21 protein-coding genes are annotated in these 23774 nt (G+C 58.4%); 7 read left to right on the forward strand and 14 right to left on the reverse strand.

Translation table 11 applies throughout. The features are described 5' to 3' along the window. The first annotated feature begins 14 nt into the window (after positions 1-14). The 7 genes from DOLE_RS15425 (at position 15) to DOLE_RS15455 (ending at position 6898) form a co-directional block, all read left to right on the forward strand. Positions 15-302 (forward strand): GIY-YIG nuclease family protein, encoded by a 288-nt coding sequence (locus DOLE_RS15425; RefSeq protein ID WP_012176411.1) that lies wholly within the window; start codon positions 15-17, stop codon positions 300-302. A 193-nt stretch (positions 303-495) separates the two neighbouring features. Beyond that, the gene (locus tag DOLE_RS15430; protein ID WP_012176412.1) at positions 496-1983 is read left to right on the forward strand and encodes a DUF4403 family protein; all 1488 of its coding nucleotides are present in this window, start codon (positions 496-498) and stop codon (positions 1981-1983) included. Beyond that, a complete protein-coding gene (locus tag DOLE_RS15435; RefSeq protein WP_012176413.1) occupies positions 1980-3335 on the forward strand; it encodes a B12-binding domain-containing radical SAM protein in 1356 nt (451 codons plus the stop codon). The genes DOLE_RS15430 and DOLE_RS15435 overlap by 4 nt, the downstream gene beginning before the upstream one ends. Before the next feature lie 485 nt (positions 3336-3820). Next, positions 3821-4228, forward strand: coding sequence for a DUF2721 domain-containing protein (locus DOLE_RS15440; RefSeq protein ID WP_012176414.1), 408 nt, complete (start codon positions 3821-3823; stop codon positions 4226-4228). Continuing rightward, a complete protein-coding gene (locus DOLE_RS15445; protein WP_153304457.1) occupies positions 4218-5546 on the forward strand; it encodes an MFS transporter in 1329 nt (442 codons plus the stop codon). The genes DOLE_RS15440 and DOLE_RS15445 overlap by 11 nt, the downstream gene beginning before the upstream one ends. Positions 5547-5621: 75 nt before the next feature. Continuing rightward, entirely contained in the window at positions 5622-6347 is a 726-nt protein-coding gene (locus tag DOLE_RS15450; protein WP_012176416.1) for a lysophospholipid acyltransferase family protein, read from the forward strand. Positions 6348-6391: 44 nt separating this feature from the next. Next, on the forward strand, positions 6392-6898 hold the full coding sequence (locus DOLE_RS15455; protein ID WP_012176417.1) for a nucleoside deaminase: 507 nt from the start codon (positions 6392-6394) through the stop codon (positions 6896-6898). Between the two features lie 199 nt (positions 6899-7097). Here DOLE_RS15455 and DOLE_RS15460 read toward each other — a convergent pair whose 3' ends face one another. The 14 genes from DOLE_RS15460 to DOLE_RS15525 all read right to left on the reverse strand — a co-directional run bounded on the left by DOLE_RS15460 (position 7098) and on the right by DOLE_RS15525 (position 23771). Continuing rightward, complete coding sequence (locus DOLE_RS15460) at positions 7098-7745, reverse strand: cytochrome b/b6 domain-containing protein (protein ID WP_012176418.1); 648 nt, start codon at positions 7743-7745, stop codon at positions 7098-7100. Between the two features lie 2 nt (positions 7746-7747). Next, positions 7748-9394: a tetrathionate reductase family octaheme c-type cytochrome gene (locus DOLE_RS15465; protein ID WP_041281273.1), complete on the reverse strand. Its 1647-nt coding sequence runs from the start codon at positions 9392-9394 to the stop codon at positions 7748-7750. Between the two features lie 302 nt (positions 9395-9696). Then, positions 9697-11520, reverse strand: a complete 1824-nt coding sequence (locus tag DOLE_RS15470) for an AMP-dependent synthetase/ligase (protein WP_012176420.1) — start codon at positions 11518-11520, stop codon at positions 9697-9699. Next, a complete protein-coding gene (locus tag DOLE_RS15475; RefSeq protein ID WP_012176421.1) occupies positions 11520-12296 on the reverse strand; it encodes an ABC transporter ATP-binding protein in 777 nt (258 codons plus the stop codon). The genes DOLE_RS15470 and DOLE_RS15475 overlap by 1 nt, the downstream gene beginning before the upstream one ends. A gap of 6 nt (positions 12297-12302) precedes the next feature. Next, positions 12303-13130, reverse strand: coding sequence for an ABC transporter ATP-binding protein (locus DOLE_RS15480; RefSeq protein WP_012176422.1), 828 nt, complete (start codon positions 13128-13130; stop codon positions 12303-12305). A gap of 76 nt (positions 13131-13206) precedes the next feature. Continuing rightward, entirely contained in the window at positions 13207-14454 is a 1248-nt protein-coding gene (locus DOLE_RS15485) for an ABC transporter substrate-binding protein (protein WP_012176423.1), read from the reverse strand. A 53-nt stretch (positions 14455-14507) separates the two neighbouring features. After that, the gene (locus tag DOLE_RS15490; RefSeq protein WP_012176424.1) at positions 14508-15383 is read right to left on the reverse strand and encodes a branched-chain amino acid ABC transporter permease; all 876 of its coding nucleotides are present in this window, start codon (positions 15381-15383) and stop codon (positions 14508-14510) included. Between the two features lie 27 nt (positions 15384-15410). Then, the gene (locus DOLE_RS15495; RefSeq protein WP_052294316.1) at positions 15411-16472 is read right to left on the reverse strand and encodes a branched-chain amino acid ABC transporter permease; all 1062 of its coding nucleotides are present in this window, start codon (positions 16470-16472) and stop codon (positions 15411-15413) included. A gap of 168 nt (positions 16473-16640) precedes the next feature. Next, positions 16641-17705, reverse strand: coding sequence for a magnesium/cobalt transporter CorA (gene corA, locus DOLE_RS15500; RefSeq protein WP_012176426.1), 1065 nt, complete (start codon positions 17703-17705; stop codon positions 16641-16643). A 35-nt stretch (positions 17706-17740) separates the two neighbouring features. Beyond that, positions 17741-20272 carry a mechanosensitive ion channel family protein gene (locus DOLE_RS18640; RefSeq protein WP_012176427.1) on the reverse strand — a complete coding sequence of 844 codons (2532 nt, stop codon included), beginning with the start codon at positions 20270-20272 and terminating at the stop codon, positions 17741-17743. Positions 20273-20308: 36 nt separating this feature from the next. After that, positions 20309-20836 carry a DUF6691 family protein gene (locus DOLE_RS15510; RefSeq protein WP_012176428.1) on the reverse strand — a complete coding sequence of 176 codons (528 nt, stop codon included), beginning with the start codon at positions 20834-20836 and terminating at the stop codon, positions 20309-20311. Further along, positions 20833-21432, reverse strand: coding sequence for a YeeE/YedE thiosulfate transporter family protein (locus DOLE_RS15515; RefSeq protein WP_332306749.1), 600 nt, complete (start codon positions 21430-21432; stop codon positions 20833-20835). Before DOLE_RS15515 ends, DOLE_RS15510 begins: the two co-directional genes overlap by 4 nt. Before the next feature lie 96 nt (positions 21433-21528). Next, a complete protein-coding gene (locus tag DOLE_RS17655) occupies positions 21529-22809 on the reverse strand; it encodes a mechanosensitive ion channel family protein (RefSeq protein ID WP_012176430.1) in 1281 nt (426 codons plus the stop codon). Positions 22810-22985: 176 nt separating this feature from the next. After that, complete coding sequence (locus tag DOLE_RS15525; RefSeq protein WP_012176431.1) at positions 22986-23771, reverse strand: split-Soret cytochrome c; 786 nt, start codon at positions 23769-23771, stop codon at positions 22986-22988. Between the last annotated feature and the right edge of the window lie 3 nt (positions 23772-23774).

Genomic DNA, 23774 nt, shown 5'->3' on the forward strand with positions numbered 1-23774 from the left:
CACTGCAATCAAAAATGGAAAAACTGCCCTGTGTGTATATTATGACCAACAATACGAATTCAGTGCTTTACACGGGTGTTACAAGCCACCTGAAAAAACGTGTCTATAAGCATAAGGAGAAAATAACGGGCGGTTTTACGAAAAAATATAACGCTCATAAGCTGGTATATTACGAGGTATTCCAGGACATGAAGGCCGCCATTGCGAGGGAGAAGCAGATCAAAAACGGTTCCCGGCAGAAGAAAGTCGATTTGATCGACAACATGAATGCTGAATGGGTGGATCTGTATGAGTTGTTGTAAGAAAGGCCGGGTGGGTACAGATGCGGACAAGATTGCTTCGCCTTCGGCTCGCAATGACACAAAATAAGTTCAAGATTGCTTCGCTTCGCTCGCAATGACGTACGGGGCTTCGCTCGCAATGACGTAAGGGCATCAGTCCTGCCCGGCTGCAAAACGCCTGACGGCGTCACTACGAACAATTCCGAAACTGTCCATGCACTTTATCAAAATAGTTCTCACAACAGTGGTGTTGGTTTCCATGGTGCTGGCCGTGGCGGTTGTGGCCACACGGATCTACCTGGGCAGCCGTTATCCGGCGCCTGCCGCCGGGGCGACGGCGGTGCCGGCGGCACCGGTCGAGACACAGGCCAAACCGGGCATCACGATTCTTAACATTCCCCTTTTCATGAGCGTTGACGACCTGGGCCGTGCCCTGGAACAGCATGTGCCGAAAACCTACCAGGACGTGGACGACGACCCCACCGACCTGCTGATTGAAGACCAGATCACCTATGACCTGAAGCGGGGGCCCATTAAAATTTCCATTATAGAAAACGGGTTTGATTTTTCCTTTTCGGTAACCGGCGTGGTCCGGGCCAGGGGCAAGGTCAACCTGGTGGTGACCCGGATTCCGGCCAGCGCCCATGCCGACGTGGCCGGCCGCATATCGGGCCGCATCGGGGTGAACATTCTGCCGGACTGGCAGGTGAAGCCCACGCTGGATTTCAGCGTACAGATGGACGAGGCGACCATTCCCATTGAAAACTTCGGCAAAATCAGCCTGCGCACCTTTCTTGAAGAAAAACTCACCAAAAAGATTCAAAAGGAACGGTACAAACTGGTAGAAAAGGTGCTGGCCAAAGACCAGGTGCGAAAAGAGGTGACCGAGGCGTGGGCGCAGATGCACCGGGTGGAGCAGGTTCACGATTTTCCGCCGGTGTGGATTCGGGTGGCGCCGCAAAAGGTGGGGCTGATGCCGCCCACGGCCAAAGGGGAAGAAGGACTGGCCCTGGGGTTACAGGTGGCGCTGAGAACCGATATGGGCATCTCCAGCACCCTGCCCCATGCGCCTATAACCCCCCTGCCCGACGCATCCATACTGGAAACGATCTCCAACAGATTTCGCATTCGGGTACCGTTTCAGATTCACACCGCTGCCGTCAACAGCTACCTGGCAAAAACAGTGACCGGAACGGGCCATGACCTGGTAAAAGGACTGCGCGTTACAGTGGACCGGGCCCAGGTGCTTTCAGCCGAAGAGGACCGGCTGACCGCCATCGCGTTTGCCACGTTTACGCATGACCGTCTGAACATAAAAACCCAGGCCCGGGTCTACCTGACCGGCCGGGTGGTGTATGACGCAAAAGCCGGCCGGATTGAACTGGACGATGTGACCTATGACGCGGCCTTTTCCCGGTGGTGGGCCGGCCTGGCCCACTGGGTGGCCGCCCCCTACGTGGCCCACCAGGCCCGAACACTACTGGTCTTTGACCTGAGCAGGGAAATCGCAAAGGCAGACAAGGCCATTGACCGGCTGGTTACCCGGCTGGCCGTGCCGCCGGGGATAAAAGCCGACCTGTCTGTGCGATCCCCACAGATCAATCACCTGGGAATCAACCACGACGGCATTTACGGTCACCTGGAGTTAAACGGCACCCTTGAAGCGGCCCTGGACTTTGCCGAACCGGCACCGGTGCCATGACATCCCGTTTTCCCACCATACTGTGCGTCAACCCCTGGATTCACGACTTTGCCGCCTATGACGTCTGGTCCAAACCCCTGGGTCTGTTGTCACTGGCCGGTGTGCTGCGGGCCCTCGGCTGCCGGGTGTTTTACATGGACTGCACGGACCGGTTTCATCCACGGGCGCAAACGGCCGACCCCTTTGCCCGGTGTGGCCGGGGCCCCTACCTGAAAACCCCCATTGCCAAACCTGCCGGGCTTGAAGACGTGGGCCGCACCTTCTGCCGGTACGGCATCACGCCGGAATGGTTTGTTCAGGATTTACGCGCTCTTCCGGCCCGGCCCGACCTGGTGCTGGTGACCTCCGTCATGACCTACTGGTATCCCGGTGTGGCAGAGACCATACAGGTGATTAAATCCGTTTTTCCGAAGGTGCCTGTGGTGCTGGGCGGGGTCTATGCCACCCTGTACCCGGACCATGCCCGGACAAACAGCGGGGCCGATGCCGTGATGCCGGGGGCATGGGAAAAGGATCTGCCCGAAATCGTGGCGGCCCATACCGGCATGACGCTGGACCCCGGTTTTGACCCGGCGGCGTGGCAGGATCTGCCGTTTCCGGCCATAGACCTTCAGCGGGTGATCAACTACGCGCCCCTGCTGACCACCCGGGGCTGCCCCTTTTCCTGCCCTTACTGCGCCAACCGGTTTCTGCATCCCGGCCCCATGGAGCGCCGCGCGCCTGAATCCGTGGTAAAAGAGATCGGTTTTCGGCACACGGCACACGGGGTAAAGGATTTCGCGTTTTACGACGACGCCCTGCTGATCGACCCGGAGCGCCACTTTGTGCCCATGGCCGAACAGGTGATTGCCAAAGGGTGGAAACTGCGGTTTCACACGCCCAACGCCCTTCACGTGCGGGAGATTACGCCTGCCGTGGCCGGCCTGATGCGGCAAATGGGGTTTGAAACCGTGCGGCTGGGCCTGGAGACCACATCGTTTGAAAACCGACAAAGCTTTGACGCCAAGGTGACGGCACAGGAGTTTGAGCACGCCGTGGCCTGCCTGAAACAGGCGGGTTTTGACCGCCGGCACCTCGGGGCCTACCTGCTGGCAGGACTGCCTGGCCAGTCCATGGAGAATATCAAGGACTCCATTTCCGTGGTTGCGCAAAGCGGAATCACGCCGGTTCCCACCTACTACACCCCCCTGCCCCACACGGCCCTGTGGCCCGCGGCCGTGGCAAGCTCCCGGTACGACCTTGAATCCGATCCCATATTCACCAACAACGCCATTCTGCCCTGCACAAAAGAGCCCTTCTCCTGGGATACCATCTCCCGGATCAAGCAGTGGGTGACCAAAAGCATCCGCTGACCGGCGGTTGATCCAGAATAAGATTAGCCCGGTTCCGTATGCCGTCACCCTCGGGCTTGACCCGAGGGTCCAGAATAAGAATGGTTCGATTCCCTATCAATAAGGTGGAATATCAATTTTACGCTGGATTGCCCGGTCAAGCCGGGCAATGACGGGTGCGGTGGCAGGTCAATTTTATTCCGGATTGCCGGATCAAGTCCGGCAATGACGCAAGACGGGTTCAGGATTGCTGTGCTGCGCTCACAATGACACCCTTTCCCGTCATTGCGAGGAGCGGATGCGACGAAGCAATCTCATGGCATACGAGCCCCGGACAAGATTGCTTCGCTGTGCTCGCAATGACGTATGGCGAGTTCAAGATTGCTTCGCCTTCGGCTCGCAAAAACGTAAATACGCAATAACGGACCGGGGTCCGGCAGCCGGCGGGGGTCCTTGTAAAACAGGGACTTTTCAAGTATGCTTGTTATGACTTTGATCAGGAGATTATGGACATCACCCTCACATCACCCGCGCTGCTGTTTCCGGCGATTTCGCTGCTTCTGGTGGCGTATACCAACCGGTTCAACACCATCGGCAGCCGCATTCGGAACCTCAACTCCCAGTACAGGGAGCATCCGGATGACATCCTGATGGGGCAGATCAAAAGCTTAAGAAAACGGCTCTACCTGATCCGGAACATGCAGGCGTTCGGCGTGGCCAGCCTGTTCTGCTGCGTGTTGTGCATGTTTATCCTTTTTACCGGCCAGTTGCTGGCCGGCAAGATCATTTTCAGCGCCTGCCTGGTTCTCATGCTGGTGTCCCTGGGCCTGTCGTTCCGGGAAATCCTGCTCTCTGTGCAGGCCCTGGACCTGGAGTTAAGCCGCATGCAGCAAGAGCGAAGTTGTGAACAATAAACCGGAACATCACCCCTCCATGAATGCATCCCTGGTTGCCAAAATGCTGCGGTACCGCTGGTGGATTTTCCTGATCCTGGGGGTGGCCTACCTGCTGGTCTATTTCCACCGCTTGTCTTTGTCCGTGGTGGCCGACGACCTTATTTTCGAGTTTGCCACATCCGCCGGGGTGATGGGCCTGCTCTCCTCCATCTATTTTTACTGCTACGCGGTGATGCAGCTGCCGGCGGGCCTGCTGTCCGACTCCATCGGGCCCAGGCGCACGGTCAGCGCCTTTCTGCTGGTGGCCGCGGCCGGCAGCATTATGTTCGGCATGGCCCCCACCATCGAGGTGGCCTTTTTTTCCCGGGTCCTGGTGGGGTTCGGCGTCTCCATGGTGTTTATTCCCACCATGAAAATCCTGGCCCAGTGGTTTCGAAAAGACGAGTTTGCCTCCATGGCCGGGCTGTTCAATGCCGTGGGCGGCATGGGGGTGCTGGCCGGCACCTGGCTGCTGGGATACATGGCGCAGTCCATGGGCTGGCGAATCTCTTTTGTGCTGATCGGCGCGGGCACCCTGGTGATCGTGGTGCTGGCCTGGCTGGTGGTGCGCGACCGGCCCCAGGACAAGGGATGGCCCTCCATCGCGGACATTGAAAACCAACAGGCAACCCCGCCCCCTGCCGCCATTCCCCTGCTGGCGGGCCTGGGCCGGGTGCTGTCGGAAAAATCCTTCTGGCCGGTGGCGGTGTGGTTCTTTTTTGACTGCGGCCTTTTTTTCGGGTTCGGCGGCCTGTGGGCAGGGCCCTACCTGATGCATGTCTACGGTCTGTCCAGGGCACAGGCCGGCGGCGTGCTCTCCATGATCGCCTGGGGCATGATCATCGGCAGCCCGCTGATGGGGTTTTTCTCCGACCGGGTGGTCAAAAGCCGTAAAAAACCCTTTATCATCTGTGGCGTGGTGCTGTGCGCCGAGATGCTGTTTCTCTACTTAAACCCCGACGGGCTTTCCCTGGCCGCGCTTTACGGGGTGTTCTTTGTCTTTTCCATCTGCGCGTCATCCATCGTAATCGTTGGGTTTACCACCACCAAGGAGCTGTTTCCGGTCTCCATGGCGGGTACCTCGGTGGGCGCGGTCAACCTTTTTCCCTTTCTGGGCGGCGCAATCTACATGCCGCTGCTGGGCCGGGTGCTGGACAGTGTGCCCCAGCCCACGCCCGGCTCATATGCCCTGGAGGGCTATACCCTTATGCTGCTGGTGCTGCTGGCATCCGCGGTGGCGGCCCTGTGCTGCACCTTTTTCATGAAGGAGACCTTCACAAAGCAGGCCCACGGCTGAAATCTCTCCATTCCTGTTCAGGCCGGCAGGCCGAACCGGAACAGGACAATCGGTTTATAAAACAAGGATGTTGCTTTGCGTATACACAGACAAAAAATTATTGCGGCCCTCATTCCCTGGCTGGTCACGTTTCTGGCCCGGCTCTGGTTCGGCACGGTACGGGTGCGGATCGCGGATAAAGATGTTTTTGACCACTATTTTACCAACGGCCGGGACACCGGTCATGTGGTGGCCGGGGCCTGGCACCGCAATGCCATTTTCTTTTTCTACTATTTTCGAAAACTGAAAAACGCGGGTATCATGATCAGCAGCAGCAAAGGCGGCGATATCGCCGCCGGAATAGCCCGGCGGTTCGGTTATGACGTGGTGCGGGGCTCCTCTTCCCAGGGCGGCAGAACCGCGCTGTTGAACATGGTGAGCTACATGAAAACAAGCCCGGTGCAGATGATCTGCGGAACGCCGGTGGACGGGCCGCGGGGACCGGGCCGGAAGATGAAAAAGGGAATGCTGATACTGGCCAGGGATGCCGGGGCCTTTTTTGTGCCCATGGCCTGTTCGGGCAAACGGGTGTTTACTCTTCACAAGGCATGGGACAAAACCATTCTTCCCAAGCCCTTTGCCACCATGGTACTGACCTTTGGCACGCCCATAAAAATTGACCCGGACATATCGGAAGCGGATCTTGAGCTGTTGCGCCAGAAAGCGGAAACAGAACTGGACGCCATCACGGACCGGGCCGACCATCTCTCCGGATATGCCGACACAGCCGATTTTGCCGCTGCCGCGTCGGTTAAGGAATAAACCCGGCCGGGTCTGTGTAAAATTTTACAAACCATGGAGTCTTTATGGATCATCAGCACTTTATGACCATTGCCCTTAAACAGGCCAGGCAGGCACTGGACGCGGGTGAATTCCCCGTGGGGTGCGTGATTGCCGACGGTAAAACCGTGGTGGCCACCGGGGCGCGGCAGGGCACCCGGCAAAACCGGTTCAACGAAACCGACCATGCCGAAATCGTGGCCCTGCGCAACCTGGCGACACTGGACCCGGCCCCGGACCGGGCCGGCCTGGTGCTCTACTCCACACTGGAGCCCTGCCTGATGTGCTTCGGCGCCATCCTGATTCACGGGATTTCAAAAATCGTCTATGGGTGCGAAGACATGATGGGCGGGGGCACCGGCTGCGACCTGTCTGCCCTGCCCCCGCTTTACCGGGAAAAAAGAGTGGAGATTCTTGCCGGTGTGATGCGCGCCCAGAGCCTGGCCCTGTTCAAGGCTTTTTTCCAGTCTCCTGACCACGCCTACCTGAAAGAGACCCTGCTGGCGCGGCACATTCTTTCCCAGGCAGACTGAGGCCGGCAGGCTTTTATCACGGGCAACCTTTGGTTCGCCCGTGGCACCCCTCATTGGCAGGCCTTGTTTAACGGGTGGCACGGGCCAGGCGCCAGCATGCCCGTGGCCGTCTCTCAATGCCCCTTCAACAACATAAAAGCCGGGTCGTGGGATATTCCCGCGGCCCGGCTTTTTTTGTCGGTTTGAATGTTTTGTCTGCTTACGTCTGCTTCTTCTCCCACTCCTCAATGGTGGCGCCCTCTTCCACCTCTTCCCAGCCCGTGATCATGGCCTTGATGTGGGCCAGGGGGGCATGGCCCGTGGTGGTCATGTAGACATGCACGATCAGGAATACAAACAGAGCAAAGGCGCAGGCCATGTGGACAAAGGCCACCGCTTCCAGGGAAAGAAAGGAAAGCCCCCAGTCGTCCCAGGAGTTGTACCCCCAGTAGAGCATGCCGGTGAGCATCTGAATGGGCAGCAGCACCGCGGCCAGGGACAGGTAGGTGAGTCGCTGCAGGGGGTTGTGCTTGGCCTCCTTCTGCTTGGGCACGGGGTGGGGATCACCTTTGAAGATGCCGTAGCCGTAATGGCAAACCACCGCCACCATCTTGCGCGTGGTGGGAATGTACTGCCGCCATTCGCCGGTGGTAAACAGCCAGAACACGAAAAAGGCAAAGGCGATCAGCCAGGTGATGCCGACAAACTCGTGAACCGTCACCGCCTGTTCAAAACCGAGCAGCACGAACACGCCATGCACCTCCAGGCCGGTAACCAGCAGAACAATGATCAGCACGGTCTGGAACCAGTGCCAGAACCGCTCGTATCGTGAATACAGATATATTTTACAAAGGTTGCCCATACTCATGGTTATTCCCTCCTGTTCTTCTGTGACACAATTCTGCCCAGTCCGTGCAGCAGGACCCCGACAAGGGAGGCCAGAACAGCGAACCAGCCCACCGCGTCCAGGAACCGGAAGCTGTCCCTTCCCGGCATGTAGAAACCGGCAAGGCCGGCCATGCGGCTTTCCTGTGCGGTGTGGCACTCAATACAGGTCACCACGTTGTCTTTGGGCGCCACCATGTGGGTGATGGGATAGAGATACTTGGTTTCCACAAAGTCGAACTCCCCGGAATAAGGCAGCCCGGCATACTCCATGCCGTAGGCAATGGCCTTGTTCCAGTCAAAGTATTTCCAGTAGGCGGCGGGGTCCTCCGGCCCCAGGGGAAAGAGATGAATCCCCACAAGCCGCTTGCTGATCTTGTCGTAGGGCTGCTTTCCCGCATGAATCTTAAAGGGGAAAATTCTTGATTTAGGGTCATTCGGGCTTCCGGCGGGCTTGGTGATCCACACCGGCTGGGCCGGGTCGATGGTGTCTTCCAGGGTCAGGTAGCTCATAGAGCCGTTGTACCAGAAATACTCCGGCTTCACGTTCTTTTCCCACCGCATCTCCCCCTTGATGGTCATATAGGAGGGCTTGCCCAGCTCATCCACCTCTTTATAAGGTTTTCCGTCCTTCTTGGTGCCTGCCTTGGACCAGTCCCACCAGGTCTTGGTGGGGTTGACCCGGGCAAAGGTTGGAATATGACAGCTCTGGCAGGCCACCTTGTCCGCGTGGTCGTTGGGCTTGGTGCCGGCCTTGTGGGGCCGGCTGCTGTGGCACGACTCACAGGTGATCTTGGTGGCCAGGTCGTCCTCGATCAGGGTTTTTCTGTCTTCAGCCGCCGGCGTGGCATAAACACGGCCGGCAATGTTATGCAGGGTGGTTGAGTGGCACCGGGAACAGTCGAAATTCTGGCCGTCAGTACCCATGTGCACGTCCAGGGCCTTGTTGGGAAAGGTCATGGAGGAGTCCAGATCCCCGTGCTTGACCCCGTCGCCGCCGCCGCCGTAAAAATGGCAGACGCCGCAGTTTTCACGGGTGGGCCGGCCCACGCTCTGGGCCACGATGTTCCAGTCCGGCGGATAGTAGGTTTTGCCTTCACCGGCAAAAAAGGTCTCCTTTGCGGCCGGATGGCCGGACCCGGCGGGAAACTTCTCGTAGGTGCCGGTCTGCTCATGGCAGACCAGGCAGTCCACGTTGACCTGGCTGGAAAAATCAAAATTTTTATCCTTCCAGCCATAACCGGCGTGACAGGACGTACACCGGGGTTCATTGGAGAGAATGGTGAGGCAGAAGTTGTTCACCGACATGCCGGCCTTGCCGAACCGAAGGGTATCGGCCGTGGCCGGGTCGATCCAGGTCCAGTGAATGGTTTCGTGAAACTGAAGGGCCGCCTGGTTGTGGCAGGTGAGGCAGGCGGCCGTCACCTCGGGACCCGAGTTAAACGGTTTCTGAAGAATCGCGTGCCGGGAGTGGTCGGACGTGATCCAGAGGTCCTTGGTTTTGACGGCCTGGTCGGCCAGAATAATTCCCGGCGCCTTTTCCGGCTCGGCGGCACCGGCCGGCCATTCCGCCGCGCTGATGCACATCAGACACGCCAGGACCAGGCAAAAACCGTTAAAGGTGTGTTTCATGGTCTCCTCCATGTTTATGGCTTTGCGGGACAAAAAACCCATTATCCACATCAACATCGATTAACCAACAGAAAAAACGCCCCCGTCTTCGTGTGCTTCGGTTCTTCGCGTCCTTCGTGTTGAAGCCCCCAATGTTTTCGATCCGGCCGGCGGCTTTTTACACGAAAAACACGAGGGACAGGAAGCAGGTGGTGTAACTTCGGCAAGGTTTCATCCAAATCCAAAGCGTTATCGAAATCGGGATCGCAATCGATTCATGGCGGTAAAGGCATCAAACCTGAGGACGCGCAAATCGCCGTCCTTTAATACATGGCCTCGATCAGGTTGGAAAACGCCTCGTACACCTTTTTGCGCTTCACCTTCATGGTGGGGGTCACCTCGCCGTCTTCCTGGTAGAGCTTCTTGGGAATGATGGAAAACTTGCGAATGTTTTCCACCCGGGCCAGGGTCTTGTTGACCTCGTCCACCTCGTGCTGGATCAGCTGCTTGATCTGGCTGTTCTGGGTCAAGTCGCCGTAAGTGGAAAAGGGAATCTTGTTGTCCTGGGCAAACTTCATCACGTTGTCTTCGTCCAGCATGATCAGGGAGGTAAGGTACTTGCGCCGGTCCCCGATGACCACGGCATCATTGATGTAGGGGCTGGCCTTGAGTTTGTTTTCGATATACTGGGGGGTGATGTTCTTGCCGCCGGCGGTGATGATGATGTCTTTTTTCCGGTCCGTGATTTTCAGAAAGCCGTCGCTGTCAAGCACGCCCACGTCGCCGGAGTAGAGCCATCCGTCCTGCAAGGCCTCCTGTGTGGCTTTTTCATCCTTGAAATAGCCCACAAACACGCCCGGGGACTTGACCAGGATCTCGCCGTCCTCAGCGATACGCACCTGGCAGCCGGGCAGGGGCCGGCCCACGGTGCCGAACTTGACCCGCTCCAGCTGGGACGTGCAGGTGACGCCGGTGCCTTCGGTCTGGCCGTAGCCTTCAATCAGCCGCACCCCGATGGCCTGGTAGGCCCGGAGCATCTCCGGCGAAATCGGGGCCGCGCCGGAATAGGCCACCCGCAGCCGGTCAAATCCCAGCCGTTTTTTGAGTTTCCGGAACACGGCAAAGTAACCGATGTTAAAAAGCACCTCCAGGTACAGCGGCACCTTTTCGAAATTCATTTTCAGGGTGGCCCGTTTATGGCCGATTGCCAGGGCCGCTTTGAACGCCAATTTCTTGACCCAGGTGGCGTCGGTCATGCGAATGCGGATGCCGGAGTAATATTTTTCCCAGATTCGCGGCACCGCGTATCCCACGGTGGGCGAGACTTCCTGCATGTTCTCCATCACCGTGTCCGGCTTTTCCACAAAGTTGACGACGTAGCCGTGGCGAATGTGGGCAAACACGGAAAAAAGCCGTTCAAAGATGTGGCACAGGGGCAGAAAGGAGAGCACCTCGTCCTTGTTGTCGATGCGATTCTGCTGTTCGATGGCATGGGCCATCCAGGTGACGTTGCCGTGGGTGAGCATGGCGCCCTTGGGCATGCCGGTGGTGCCGGAGGTGTAGATCAGCACGCAGAGGTCTTCCGGCCGAAGTTCGGCCATGCGGGCATCCACAACAGCGGTGTCCATGGCCCGGCCGGCTTTCACCAGCCGGTCATAGGCCATGACCATGGGATCGGAAAACTCCCGCAGCCCCTTGGTATCCCATACGATGACTTTTTTCAGGGAAGGCGCGTTTTCCCGGAAGGAGAGCCACTTGTCCAGCTGCTCTTCGTTCTCTACAAAAAAGAAGCGGGCCTCGGCATGGTTGATCACATACTCCACCTCCTGCCAGGCGTTGGTGGTGTAGATGCCCACGGCCACGCCGCCGGCGCACTGAATGCCCATGTCGATCATGACCCACTCGGGGCAGTTGTCCCCGATGATGGCTACCCGGTCGCCTTTCTCAAGTCCCATGTCGACCAGGGCGCAGGCGATGGCCCGGGCCGTGTCGTAATATTCCTGCCAGGAGATGTCGTGCCACAGGCCGAAATCTTTGTTCCGCATGGCAACGGTATCGCCCTTTTTCGCCACCGTCTCCTTGAACAGGGCCGGCGTGGTGGTTGCCAGTGCGTTGCCGTTGGCGTCGTGTGCCAGTATTTCCGTCATTATCGCCACACCTTCTTTCGTTTCCACCGCTGATAGCCCTTTGCCGAATCCTGGGACCGGACCCCCATGTAAAACTCTTTGACGTTTTCGTCCTCCATCAGCTCGGCGCTGGGACCCTTTAACACGAAGCGGCCGTTTTCCAGAATCATGGCCGTATGGGAAATCTTGAGGGCCATGCGGGCGTTCTGCTCCACCAGCAGCACCGTGACCCCTTCCGCGTGAATCGCGGTGATGATCCTGAATATCTCCTGAACCAGAATCGGCGACAGGCCCAGAGAGGGCTCGTCGAGAAACAGGAGCCGGGGACGGCTCATCATGGCCCGGCCGATGGCCAGCATCTGCTGCTCACCGCCGGAAAGGGTGCCGGCCCACTGGTTCTGCCGCTGCTGGAGTACCGGAAAATACCGGTACACGCGGTCGAAATCTCCGGCAACCTCTTTTCTGTTTTTCCGGGTGTAGGCCCCCATCAAAAGGTTTTCCCGCACCGTCAACTCCTCGAACACCTCCCGTCCCTCGGGCACGTAGGAGATGCCCATGCGAACGATGGCTTCGGTGTCCTTTCCGTCGATGCGCCTGCCGTCAAACTCAATGGAGCCCTTGTCCGGCTGATCGTCGATCAGGCCCATGATGGTTTTGAGGATGGTGGACTTTCCGGCGCCGTTGTTGCCCAGAATGGCGGTGATACTGCCCTCCTCTATGGACAGGGAGACGCCCCGGACCGCGTAAATCAGGTCATAATAGGTTTCGATGTTTTTGACTTCCAGCAGTGCGCCCATGTCCTCTTAAGCCTTTCCATCCGAATCGGTTGCCTGAATGTCGCATGTGGCATCCTGCACCTGCTCGTCTTCTCCCAGGTATGCCTTCAGCACTTCCGGATGACACCGCACCTGGTCCGGGGTGCCGATGGTGATGGTTTTGCCGAAATTCAACGCCAGAATGCGATCGGAGATGTCCATCACCATGGACATGTCGTGTTCGATGAGCAGGATGGTGACGCCCAGTTCGTCCTGAATGTCCTTGATCCAGAACACCATGTCCTGTTTTTCCTCGGCATTCATGCCGGCGCAGGGCTCGTCGAGCAGCAGGAGCTCGGGCTCGGCGGCCAGTGCCCGGCCCAGCTCGATCTTCTTGCGGGTGCCATAGGGCAGTGCCCCCACAAAGCTGTTTCGCACCACCTGAAGCTCCAGCAGGTCGATAATCTCCTCCACCTTTCGGCGGTGGGCCTGCTCCTCTTTTCCGGCAAAGGAGCGTTTGCCCCACATGAATCCGCCCCGGAAAAGACCTGTCTTCATGAAGAGGTGACGGCCCACCATGATGTTTTCCATGGTGTTCATCCGGTCGAACAGCTCAATGTTCTGAAAGGTGCGGGCAATACCGGCCCTGGCCACCCGGTCCGGCTTCTTTCCCACCAGGTTGACCCCCTTGAAGACCACGGCACCGGAAGAAGGGGGGTAGATGCAGTTGATGCAGTTGAACAGGGTGGTTTTCCCGGCGCCGTTGGGGCCGATGATGGCAAACACCTCACCCTGGGCCACATCAAAGGTGATGTCGTCCAGGGCCTTTAAGCCGCCGAAAACCATGGAAAGTGAAGAGACGGAAAAAAATGTCATAACATGGGTTCCTGCCCGGTCTGTTTCGACAAACCATGGCCGCCCCTGAAGCCGGGGCGGCCATGGTGGTTGTTGTTTATTCCGCCTTTGACGGCAGGTAGGTGGTTGTTACCCAGTCGGTCAGGATCTTGGATCCGCCGTTTTCCGTGCACTCCTGGAGAAAGACCTCTCCCTGGCCCAGGCGACAGAGGGGGTCCTTGGGGTCAAAGGGCTTGTAGTTGATACGGCCCAGGACGCCCTTGAAGTTCTTCATGTTTTCCAGTTCCTTGACCAGTTTCTCCCGGGTCAGGTCCTTTCCACAGCGGCGGATGGCCTCCACCAGGGGCTCGGCAAAGCCGATACCCGCGAGAAAGGTGTAGCCGTACCGTTCATCCTTGGCCGCGAACTTGTCAAAGGCATCGGTCTTGTACTTGGCGACCATTTTCTGAACCGGATTATCAAGAAGCTGGACTTCCCCCACATGGCCCGTGGGTTCGGCAAGACCGAAAGATGCCGTGATCAGGCCCTTACAAAGGCCCTTGGTGATGGCCATCATCAGGGGAAAGTCACCGCAGGTGGAGGTGGACATCCAGGTGGGCTCAAACTGCATGGCCTTGCCCGTGCCGATGATGCGGGCCACATGACCAGGGGTGACAAACAGCAGCACCGCGTCGGCCCCGGCTTTTTTCAGCTCCATGACATGGGGAATCATGTCGGTATCAGCCACGTTGACCGGCACCTTGACGGCCAGCTCCAGGCCCGCCTTTTTAAGCTGGTACTCAGCGCCTTCCACGCCCTGCTTGCCGTAGTCGTCATTCTGAAAGGCAATGGCAATTTTCTTCTTGCCCATGGTTTCAACGGCATACTGGCACAGGAGCTGGGCATCGCCCATGTAGAAGGGATAAACGTTGAACAGGTATTTCTGGGGCGGCTCCACCCAGTGGCGGGAACCGGCAGACGGACCGATCCAGGGAATCTTGTTTTCCATCAGGTAGTCCTTGACCGCCAGGCCCGTGGCCGTGCCCACGCCGCTGACCCAGGCGAACATGCCCTCCTGTTCCTGAAGCTGCTTGACGCCGGCCACGGTCTTGGCCGGGTTGTAGGCATCGTCAAAATAGTGATGGACCAGCTTGCGGCCGTGAATGCCGCCTTCGGCATTGATCATTTTAAAGTAGGCGTCGGTACCCCGGGCCACGGCGCCCCAGGGCGCGGCCGGGCCGGTCTGGGGACCCCACTGGCCGATGTGAATCTCGGTATCGGTCACGCCGACCTCGCACATGCCGGCCGTGCCGAAGCACAGGGCCAGTGCGGCGCTGATGATGATTATCGCTGCGAATCGTTTCATGGTTTCCTCCCTCTTTAAAAGAGTTGTTGTTGACTGCTGCGTTGCGTCTGAAATCAGACCTTCTTAATATAGTGTTTTGCCAGCAGACCGCTGGGCTTGACACACAGAACAATGACGATGACCACAAAGGCCACCACCGATTTAAATTCAATGGAGACGTAGCCGCCGAAAAGGTGCTCGATCACCCCCACCAGGTAGGCGCCCACCACGGCGCCGGGAAGCGATGTCATACCCCCGACAACGGCGCCGGCAAACCCCTTGAGCATGGGATCCCACATCATGAAGGGCTCCATGATCACCGGCGCGGCCAGGAGGCCGGCCACCGAGCCCACCATGGCCGATATGCCCCAGGTGACCATCTTGATCCGGTTGGTGCGAATGCCCATGAGCCGGGCCGCGGTCTCGTTCTGCTGAGTGGCCTTCATGGCCACGCCCAGCTTTGAAAAACGGAAAAAAAGAAAAAGAATAGTCATGATCACCAGGGCCACCACCAGTGTCAGCAGATCCAGGGTGCTGATAAAAATGTTACCGATCATCACGCTGTCGTAGCTGGAAATGGGAAAGGGAAGGGATCTCTGGTCCGCGCCGAATTTCCACGACACCAGACCCAGCAGGATCATCTCCAGGCCGATGGTGATGATGATCAGGCCCAGCACGTTGGGCTCCTTGGCCCGGCGCAGAACGGCAAACTCCAGAATGCAGCCCAGCACCATGGCAAAGGCCAGTGCCCCGGCAAAGGCGGCCCAGACCGGGGCCCCGTAGGAATTCATCAGCAGATAGGAAATAAACACCGGCGCCAGGGCCATTTCGCCCTGGACAAAATTGGGCACCTCGGATGCCTTGTAGATGAGTACCATGCCCAGGCCCATCAGCGCGTAGGCACTGCCCACCGCGATGCCGCTGACGATCATCTGAACCAGGTTGACCATGAAAACTCCTTTACCGCGGAACGCAAATTAAAACGGCCATGTTTTCCAGTATTTTTTCGCTCGTATCCAGATGCCGTAAATACCAAGCGGCTCAAACAGCATGATACTGACCAGGATCACCCCAAAGACGATGAACTGAATATTGGAGACCCCGGTCAAAGAAAAATAGGAGGAGGAGAGGCTCCGCAGCCAGTCGCCAAGGTAGGGAATGCTTAAGATATTGCGAAGCTCCAGGTCCACCCAGCCCAGCACCAGGGCGCCGGCAATGGGACCCATGATCGACCCCAGGCCCCCCACCACGGCCATGGTGAGAAACATGATGGAAAGGAACAGGCTGAAGAGCTCGGGGTCGATAAAGCCCAGCACAAAGGCGTACAGCCCGCCGGCAATGCCGGCGTAAAAGGCGCTGACGGCAAAGGCCAGGGTCTTGTAGAACACCAGGTTGATGCCCATGGTTTCGGCGGCGATGTCGGCGTCCCGAATGGCGATAAAGGCCCGGCCTACCTTTGTTTTGATCACATTCCGGGCAAACAGCACCAGCAGCACGGCAATGGGCACCGCCAGAAAATAAAAATCCTGGTCGGTCTTGAGCTCGCGCCCGAAAACCACCAGGTCCGGGGCGTTAAGCCCCTGGCGCCCCCCCAGCAACTCGATTTTGCCGATCACCTGGGTGATGGTGAGGCCGAAGCCCAGGGTGGCAATAGCCAGGTAGGGCCCTTCCAGCCGAAGGGCGGGCAGGCCCAGCAGAAACCCCAGCAGCCCCGCGATCAGGGCCGCAAGCACCAGGGCCGCCAGAAAAGGCAGGTGAGCCTCGGTCATCAGGGTGATGGTGCCATAGGCCCCCACGGCATAAAAACCGGCATGGCCCAGGGATATCTGACCGGTAAATCCCACCAGCATGTTGAGGCCCACCACCACGATAATCTGAATGGCGATGTAGTTGGCCACATAGATGTAGTAGTTGTAATTGTAGTGCTTGCACAGAAAAGGGAAGGCCGCCAGAAAACACCCCAGGACCACAAACCAGAAAACAACCGCGCCCGAGGAAAAAATCTCGACATCCTCATAATAATTGCGCTTCATATCCATGAGCAGTATCCCGTATGAAAAAGAATGAAGATGTCCGGGTGACCCCGGCATGAAACATCCGGCCCCGGCCGAATTTACATGGAGATTTCAGTATGCCGTACGCCTTTGATTTTGTCAACAGACGAATGCTCACTGTCCGTAAATGGCGACCGCAAACACCGGTTGTATTCATAGCCACCGGTTCTTCTTGAAATAGACCAGCAGGCCGGCGGCCACGGTGATCATCACGGCCCACACCGCCGGATACCCCCATTTCCAGGAGAGCTCGGGCATGTGGACAAAGTTCATGCCGTAGATGCCGGCGATAAAGGTCAGTGGAATAAAGAGGGTGGCGATGATGGTCAGCACCTTCATCACCGCGTTCATGCGGTTGCTCAGGATGGACAGATAAAGGTCCTGAAGGCTGTTGAGGCTGTCCCGCAGGGATTCAGCGGTTTCCAGTGCCCGCACCGTATGGTCGGACACATCCTGAAAAAAAAGCCGGGTGGCTTTGCTGATATGGACAAACTCTCCTTTTTTAAGCTGCACCATCATGTCACGCAGGGGCCAGACCTGCCGGTGAAACGCAAGAATCTCTTTCTTGATGGCATGAATCGCCTTGAGCGTGTCCGGAGAGGGGTCGCCGAGCAGCTCCTCTTCCAGGTCTTCCACCCGGGCATTGAGATGTTCCAGAATAACAAAATAGTGGTCCACCACCGCGTCCAGCAACGCATAAGCCAGGTAGTCGGCCCCGCTCTTGCGCAGGGCGCCCTTGCCCTTTCGAATGCGCTCCCGCACCGGTTCAAACACATCTCCCCGCCGCTCCTGGAACGAAAGAATGTATCCGTTTCCAAGGACCACGCTCAACTGTTCTGAAACCACCCGGTGAGCCTCGACGTCATAGGAGAGCATGCGCACGACAAGATAGAGATAGGCATCATGGTCTTCGGCCTTGGGTCGCTGGCCGGTGTTGACAATATCCTCCATCACCAGGGGGTGAAGGCCGAAACAGCGGCCCACGGCCTCAATGGCCGCGATATCGTGCAGGCCGTCCACGTTGAGCCAGGTAACGGTCTTCCCGTCTCTTTCGGTGGGCACCTCATCGACGGAACCGATCTCCTTTTCCTGGAGCCGGGCGCCGTCATAGGAAATCAAAGAGAGGCGAACCCTGTCGGCCTTCTTCTCCCCGATATGGACCAGGGTGCCCGGCGAAAGCCCGGCCTTGTTGGACATTTTTTTCTGCAGCCGCAGCATAAACAACCTCCCATGGTCTCGATTGCCCCCCGGTTTTATTCGTCGTCGGTCGAGGGGGGCGGCGTCTCGCTATGAAGGTGCACATCCACCTGGGGAAAGGCGATGGTGATGCCCCGTTCCCGGAAAAGCCGGTCAATGGCGAACCGGACCTCGGTCTCCACCGCGTAGAAATAGGCCACGTGGGTCCAGAAGCGAAGCAGAAAAACCAGCGAGCTGTCTCCGAAATCCTTGAACACCACATCCGGCTTCGGTGTTTTAAGCACCCGGGGAATACCGGCGGCCACCTCCAGCAGGGTGGTGCGCACCAGCTCCACGTCGGAGCCGTAGGCCACGCCCACGGCAACCTTTCTGCGCAACCGCTTGTCCTGAAAACTCCAGTTGATGACCCGGTTGCTGATCAGCTCGGCATTGGGAATGATCAAAGAAGCGTTATCGTAGGTCTGCACAATGGTGGCGCGCACATTGATCTTTTTCACGGTGGCCCAGGTGCCGTCCACCTCGATGTCGTCACCCACCTGAATGGGCCGTTCAAACAGGAGGATCAGGCCGCTGACAAAGTTGTTGAAAATGTTCTGCAGACCGAACCCCAGGCCTATGCCGATGGCGCCCAGGACCACGGCCAGGGAGGTGGTGTTGAACCCGGCCACATGAAGGGCGGCCAGGATACCAACGGCCCAGACAATGTAGATCGTGATGGTGACCACCGACTCCTGCGCCCCCTGGGTCATGCCGCTGCCCCGAAGGACCCGGCGCTCAAACAGGTATCGCCAGGCCCCGGCGATCATGTGGGTGATAAACAGGGCCACCACGGCATAAATAAAACCGATGATCCTGAAAGAGAGGGTACCGACCTCATACGGATGATGAAGAAGGCCGAACATGGCCATCAGCGCATCCTGGCCTCCGCCCCAGGCGACAATCAGGGCCACCACGCTTGCCGCCACCAGGGCCGCCTGTCCCAGCCGGATAAGTATCCACCACACAGGGGATCCCTGGGCTTCAGCTGTTTCATTGCTGGCTGCCGGGTCCACCTGGTAAGCGCGGCGCAGTTCGCCAAGGGCCGCGTAAACCAGTCCCACCCACAGGGCAATGACCAGTGTCCTTCCCCAGGAGATATACCAGTAAAGGGCAATGGGCCCGTGGCCGGCCAGCTCCAGCGCCAGGCCGCCCACGCAGACCACGTTCACCGCCCACCCAAACGAAAGCCGGTGCTTAACGGAAGCGGCTGAAGCCGCCTCCCGGTCCGGTATCTGTTTGCGCCCGCGCCAGAAAACAAGCGCAAAGACCAGTGCCCCGATTTCAAACAGCAGGCGGGTCAAGAACAGAAGGCCCCCGGCTTCCGGCGCCAGAAAAAGCAAGGTCGCGTATACGACGCCGAACAGCCGCACACCCTGGCATGCCCGGCGGACAAGACGCGCCCTGGCCGGCAGAGCCAGCGGTTTTTCGCCCTTTTGGGCACAGTCAACGGCATCCATCACCCACCGGGTAACCAGAAAGATACGGGCCAGGGAAAAAATAAAAACAATCAGCGGAGAAGGTAGATAGTCACCGGCCTGCATGTACAGGAACAACAGTGCCGTGATCAGCAGCAGCCACATCGACCGGGAGAACATATAAAGAACCGCCTGAAACGCGGTACAGGACGCAAACGCCTTTTCCTGATCAATCCGCCGCTGGAATGCGGCCAGCCGGGCCATTCCCATGGCCGCCAGCAGCACCAGCAGCACACCGTAGGCCAGCACCTGGCGAAGCGACCGCCAGAGCAGAGGGCCCTCTTCGACCAGGTAGGTAACGGAGAACCGGGACCGTGCCACATCGGCCACTTGCGACATCTCCTGACGGAGACCTTCCCATCCGCCCTGGATCGGAAACCCTGTGGACCGGGAAAAAAAATCACGCTTCCGGGCTTCCTGGACCCGGCCTTCCAGTTTTCCCGAAAGGGCGGTCAGCATTCCCTCCATGGTCTTCAGGTCCGTCAGACGGGTGGCATAAATCTGGTGCAGCCCCTCCAGCAGGGCCTGTTTCCGGTTCACCAGGTCGATCAGCCGTTGAATGGCCTCAACGGTCCCGGCATCCTTGCCCTTAGAAGACCCGGCGGTCAGTTCCGCCAGGTAGGCCTGGTTGACCGCCACCTGATCTTTGATGCCGGAGCGATACTGTTCCACCGTTTCCAGGTTCTTTCTTACCCGGGCCTGCTGTTCGTGAATCTCCACAAGGGACGACTGGACATGACGGCCGGCCGCCTCCAGGTCCGTGGCGGACACCGTGTGAAGGGCCAGCATGTTGGCATACACGGCATGCTGGGTCCGGTAGGCGTCCAGCCGGTCCGCAAAAACAGAAGCCGACTGGTCGGCCTGACGCTTTTCCGCTTGCAGGGCTTCCACCAGGCGCTCTTCACTGGCCAGAGACGCCGCTATGGAGGCCGCCAGAGAGGCGGGCGGAGCCTTGTCGGCCACGGGGTCCGCCGCCGGCGGCTGGGTGTTCCCCCGGACGGCAGACAGCATCACCAGCGCCAGGACCAGGACCGCGGCCGCCAGGCACCGTCGCGCATTATGTCGCGTTGTCACTGGGCACCTCTTCTGTGCAGGCGGGACGACCGGTCATCACAACCCCTTCTTTTCAAACCACCGGAACAGCAGGAGGCCGCCCACGATACACAGCACGATGACAAACCAGTGGTTGATGCCGAGCACGCCGGGAATCGTTATTTTTCCCAGGTCGCCCCAGGTAAGTACCGTCTTTTTCAGTGCCGGATAGGCTTCGGCATACACGGCGGCCCCCACCAGCATACCAACAATGCCCCAGAGTGCGTCCCACCGGCCCTCGCCAAGAGCCCCGGCCGAGGTCCCGGGGCAATACCCCAGCAAACCCCAGCCAATGCCGAAGAGCAGGCCGCCGACAATCTGCGCCCCGAGAACCGTTCCCTTGATGGAGAGTTTCACCAGGCCCAGGTCGTTGAGAAGATAAATGCCCACCATGCCCACCAGCACACTGGAAAACATGAATTTGACAATGGTCATGTCCTGGAGCCGAAGGGCTCCCAGCTGCTTGTCGTACCGGATCACCCGTGCTTTTTGAAGCAGAAAACCGAACAGAATGCCGGTGATCAATCCATATATCAGGAGTTTCATGATTGGGCACCTCCTTTACCGTAAAGTATGCGTGCCACGATGATGCCACCGGCAAAAAAGCATGCCAGGGCGATCCACCCGCTGACAGAAAGCTGAAGCGACCCGCTCAGCCCGTGACCGCTCGGTCACCCGTCCGCCAGACGAGCCCCGAACATGGCGACAATGCCGCCGCAGAAGGCCACCACCCCGCGCTTGGCCGGGCTGGCGCCGAACCGCGATTCCCACATGGGGGGAACGGCCTTTAATTTAAAGGTTCCGGATGCCATGGCCGCTATAAAGGAACCGATCAGAATACCCACCACAAAGGTCCACTGCCAGTCGATCTTGGGGGTGGTCTTCACAAAATAGTCCATGGTGGCCACCGCTTCCGACCGGAATGTCTGTTCGATCATTCCCACCGAACGCACAAAGGTAGTGGACGCGCCAAAGTACTTTCCCGCAACCCAGACCGACAGAATCAGCACCAGGCCGCTCAAGGCACCGGCCAGGTAGGGACTCCACGATCTGTTGTTGGTTTCATCGCTCACCTTATGACCTCCTTTGTTTGGGGTGACCGTGACGGCAGGCCCGGAAGGACTGCAAGGGAAGCCGTTCACGCAGAGACGACAGGCCGCGGCAAACCGGCCAGCCTGTCATGACATATTGAGAATGCCTTATCATAATGAAAAACGCTCAAAAGAGCAAAATGATAATTATTCCGTTTTCTTCAGATCCGGGGTGTCCGGCAGGTTCAGGGTGACCCGGCGCTTGTCGTCTCCGGCCACATAAACCGTCCGGGAGGGAAAGGCAAAATCAATGCCCTCTGCCTCAAACCGGCGCATGATCTCCAGGCAGGTCCGCTCCACCCATGCCTGAAAGGCCCAGTAGTCCGGGGGATGGTACCAGGCCACCACCATGATGTTGAGGCTCCAGTCATTAAAATTGTTGAAAAAGGCCCGGGGCGGAAAATCTTCCCGCATGCCCTCGTGACCGGACAGGATCTCCCTGATAATGGCCACGGCCTGTTCCACCTTTTCCGGCCGCGTATCATAGGGAATCCCGATATTGGTAAGCCATCGAATGTGGGGCCGCCGGCTGATGTTTTCCACAAAGGAGCTGATGATCTTTTCGTTGGGAATGGTCAGCAGGTGACCGGTCAGGGTTCGAATGCGCGTGCTGCGGAACCCCACGAACTCCACCACGCCGTCGTTGCCTTCGATGACGATGCGGTCCCCGGGGTGAAACGGCTTGTCAAAAACAATGGTCAGGGTGCCGAAAAAATTGGAAATGGAGTCCTTGGCGGCCAGGGCCACGGCAATACCGCCGATACCCAGGGAGGCCAGCACCGGCCCGATCTTCACGCCGGTCATATTCTGGACCAGGAACACGGCCCCCAGAACGATGATGAGAACCCGCAGTGTCTTGCCCACAAGGGGCACCAGCAGTTCGTCGACAGTGCTCTCCGTGGAGGCGGCCCACTGCTGGAGACGGGCGTCGATCAGGGCCACCAGCCGGACAAAAAACCAGACAGCCGTCACATAAGCGACAAGCCGGGCACCGCCATGGCAGGCATCAAGGACGGCATTGCCCGCCGGTGTTTCAAAGGCCCCGTACACCGGCCAGAGGGAAAGATAAATACCGTACGCCAGAAAGGCCACGGAAAAAGGGGCGGATAGTGCGTCGAGAAAAAAGATGGCCGCCGGGGCTCGGCCTTCCTGTTCGGCCCGGCGCCTGACCCGATACCAGACCAGCCACCGCAGCAGCCGTTCGACTGCCACCACCAGGCCGATCAGCAAGGCGGACAGCAGCAGGGATGTCCAGGTGACACCGGGGAAAACGGTTGTCCGGAGCCAGTTGCCTGACGGTGACACCGCCGTGCCCTGGCTGATATCAGTGGATTGCACCTCCTGCCCGACACCGGGCCCCGCGAAAAGACCCAGTCCGGTGACAAGGACAACAAGCAGCACACAAGCGGCCCGACCGGCTGGTTTCATGACGCACCTCCCTGTTCGTATGGTTTTACGTCGTATGTCTTTCGTCGTCTTTGACAGTTTGTATTTTGCAAAACCGTCTGATTATTATCGCAACAGGCTGTGTTGGATGTGGCTATTCATCCATGTCGAAAAATTTCATGAAATATCCGGGCTAAATGTTTCATACAATATCCGGGTTAAGGATGGTCGTTAAACACATCCGCAAGGGCGCCTGAATGACAGGCCTTGCACTCCATCTTGCCCTTCAAAATATCGCTCTCTCCGTCAGGGCTGTGACAGGCACCGCAGGCGGTCCGTGACGCGCCGGGGCCCAGGACGGCAAACCCGGCTTTATCAATCTTGGCATTCATGATGGCAACGGCCCGGTGGGTCACCGTACCGGTCACTCTGGCGCACCGTTCTGATCGCTGCTTGCTGTTCATGTCGATGCCGTGCTCGTAGCACCATTTGCTCACCGAAGGGTGACACAACACCGATGCCGGCACCGAGGCAGGCAGGTCACCATCAAAAGCAAGCCCCTTTTTGGGTTTATAGCCGGGCAGCGATGCCAGCTCATACCAGGTAAACAGCTCATCAACCATGGGATCCCGATCGGCCCGGCCCCAGAAAAGGGCCCAGGCTGATACGGCTCCCAGCAGGGCGCCGCAGATGGTGCCCCATTCAGAGATGCCGCTTTTGCCCACCTCCATCATGTGCATGGGAAATGTGTCGTAGGGCGCGCCGTATTTTCTGGCCATCATGCCGACAATCCCCTGAAAAGCGCCGTAGCAGCACCCATACCCCTTGTAAAAATGATTTTCATAGGCAAAGGCCGCCGCCTGCTCGGCATCCAGCTTATGTGGAACCCAGTAGCCGTCTTGTACGGCCGCCTCCCTGGAAAATGCCATATTGACCCCTGTAAGGGCCGATCCCACCAGTACTCCGCTGATGGTTCCCAGTACCTCCCTTCGAGACATCTGCATCTG

The sequence above is a fragment of the Desulfosudis oleivorans Hxd3 genome (assembly GCF_000018405.1).
Taxonomy (GTDB): Bacteria; Desulfobacterota; Desulfobacteria; order Desulfobacterales; family Desulfosudaceae; genus Desulfosudis; species Desulfosudis oleivorans.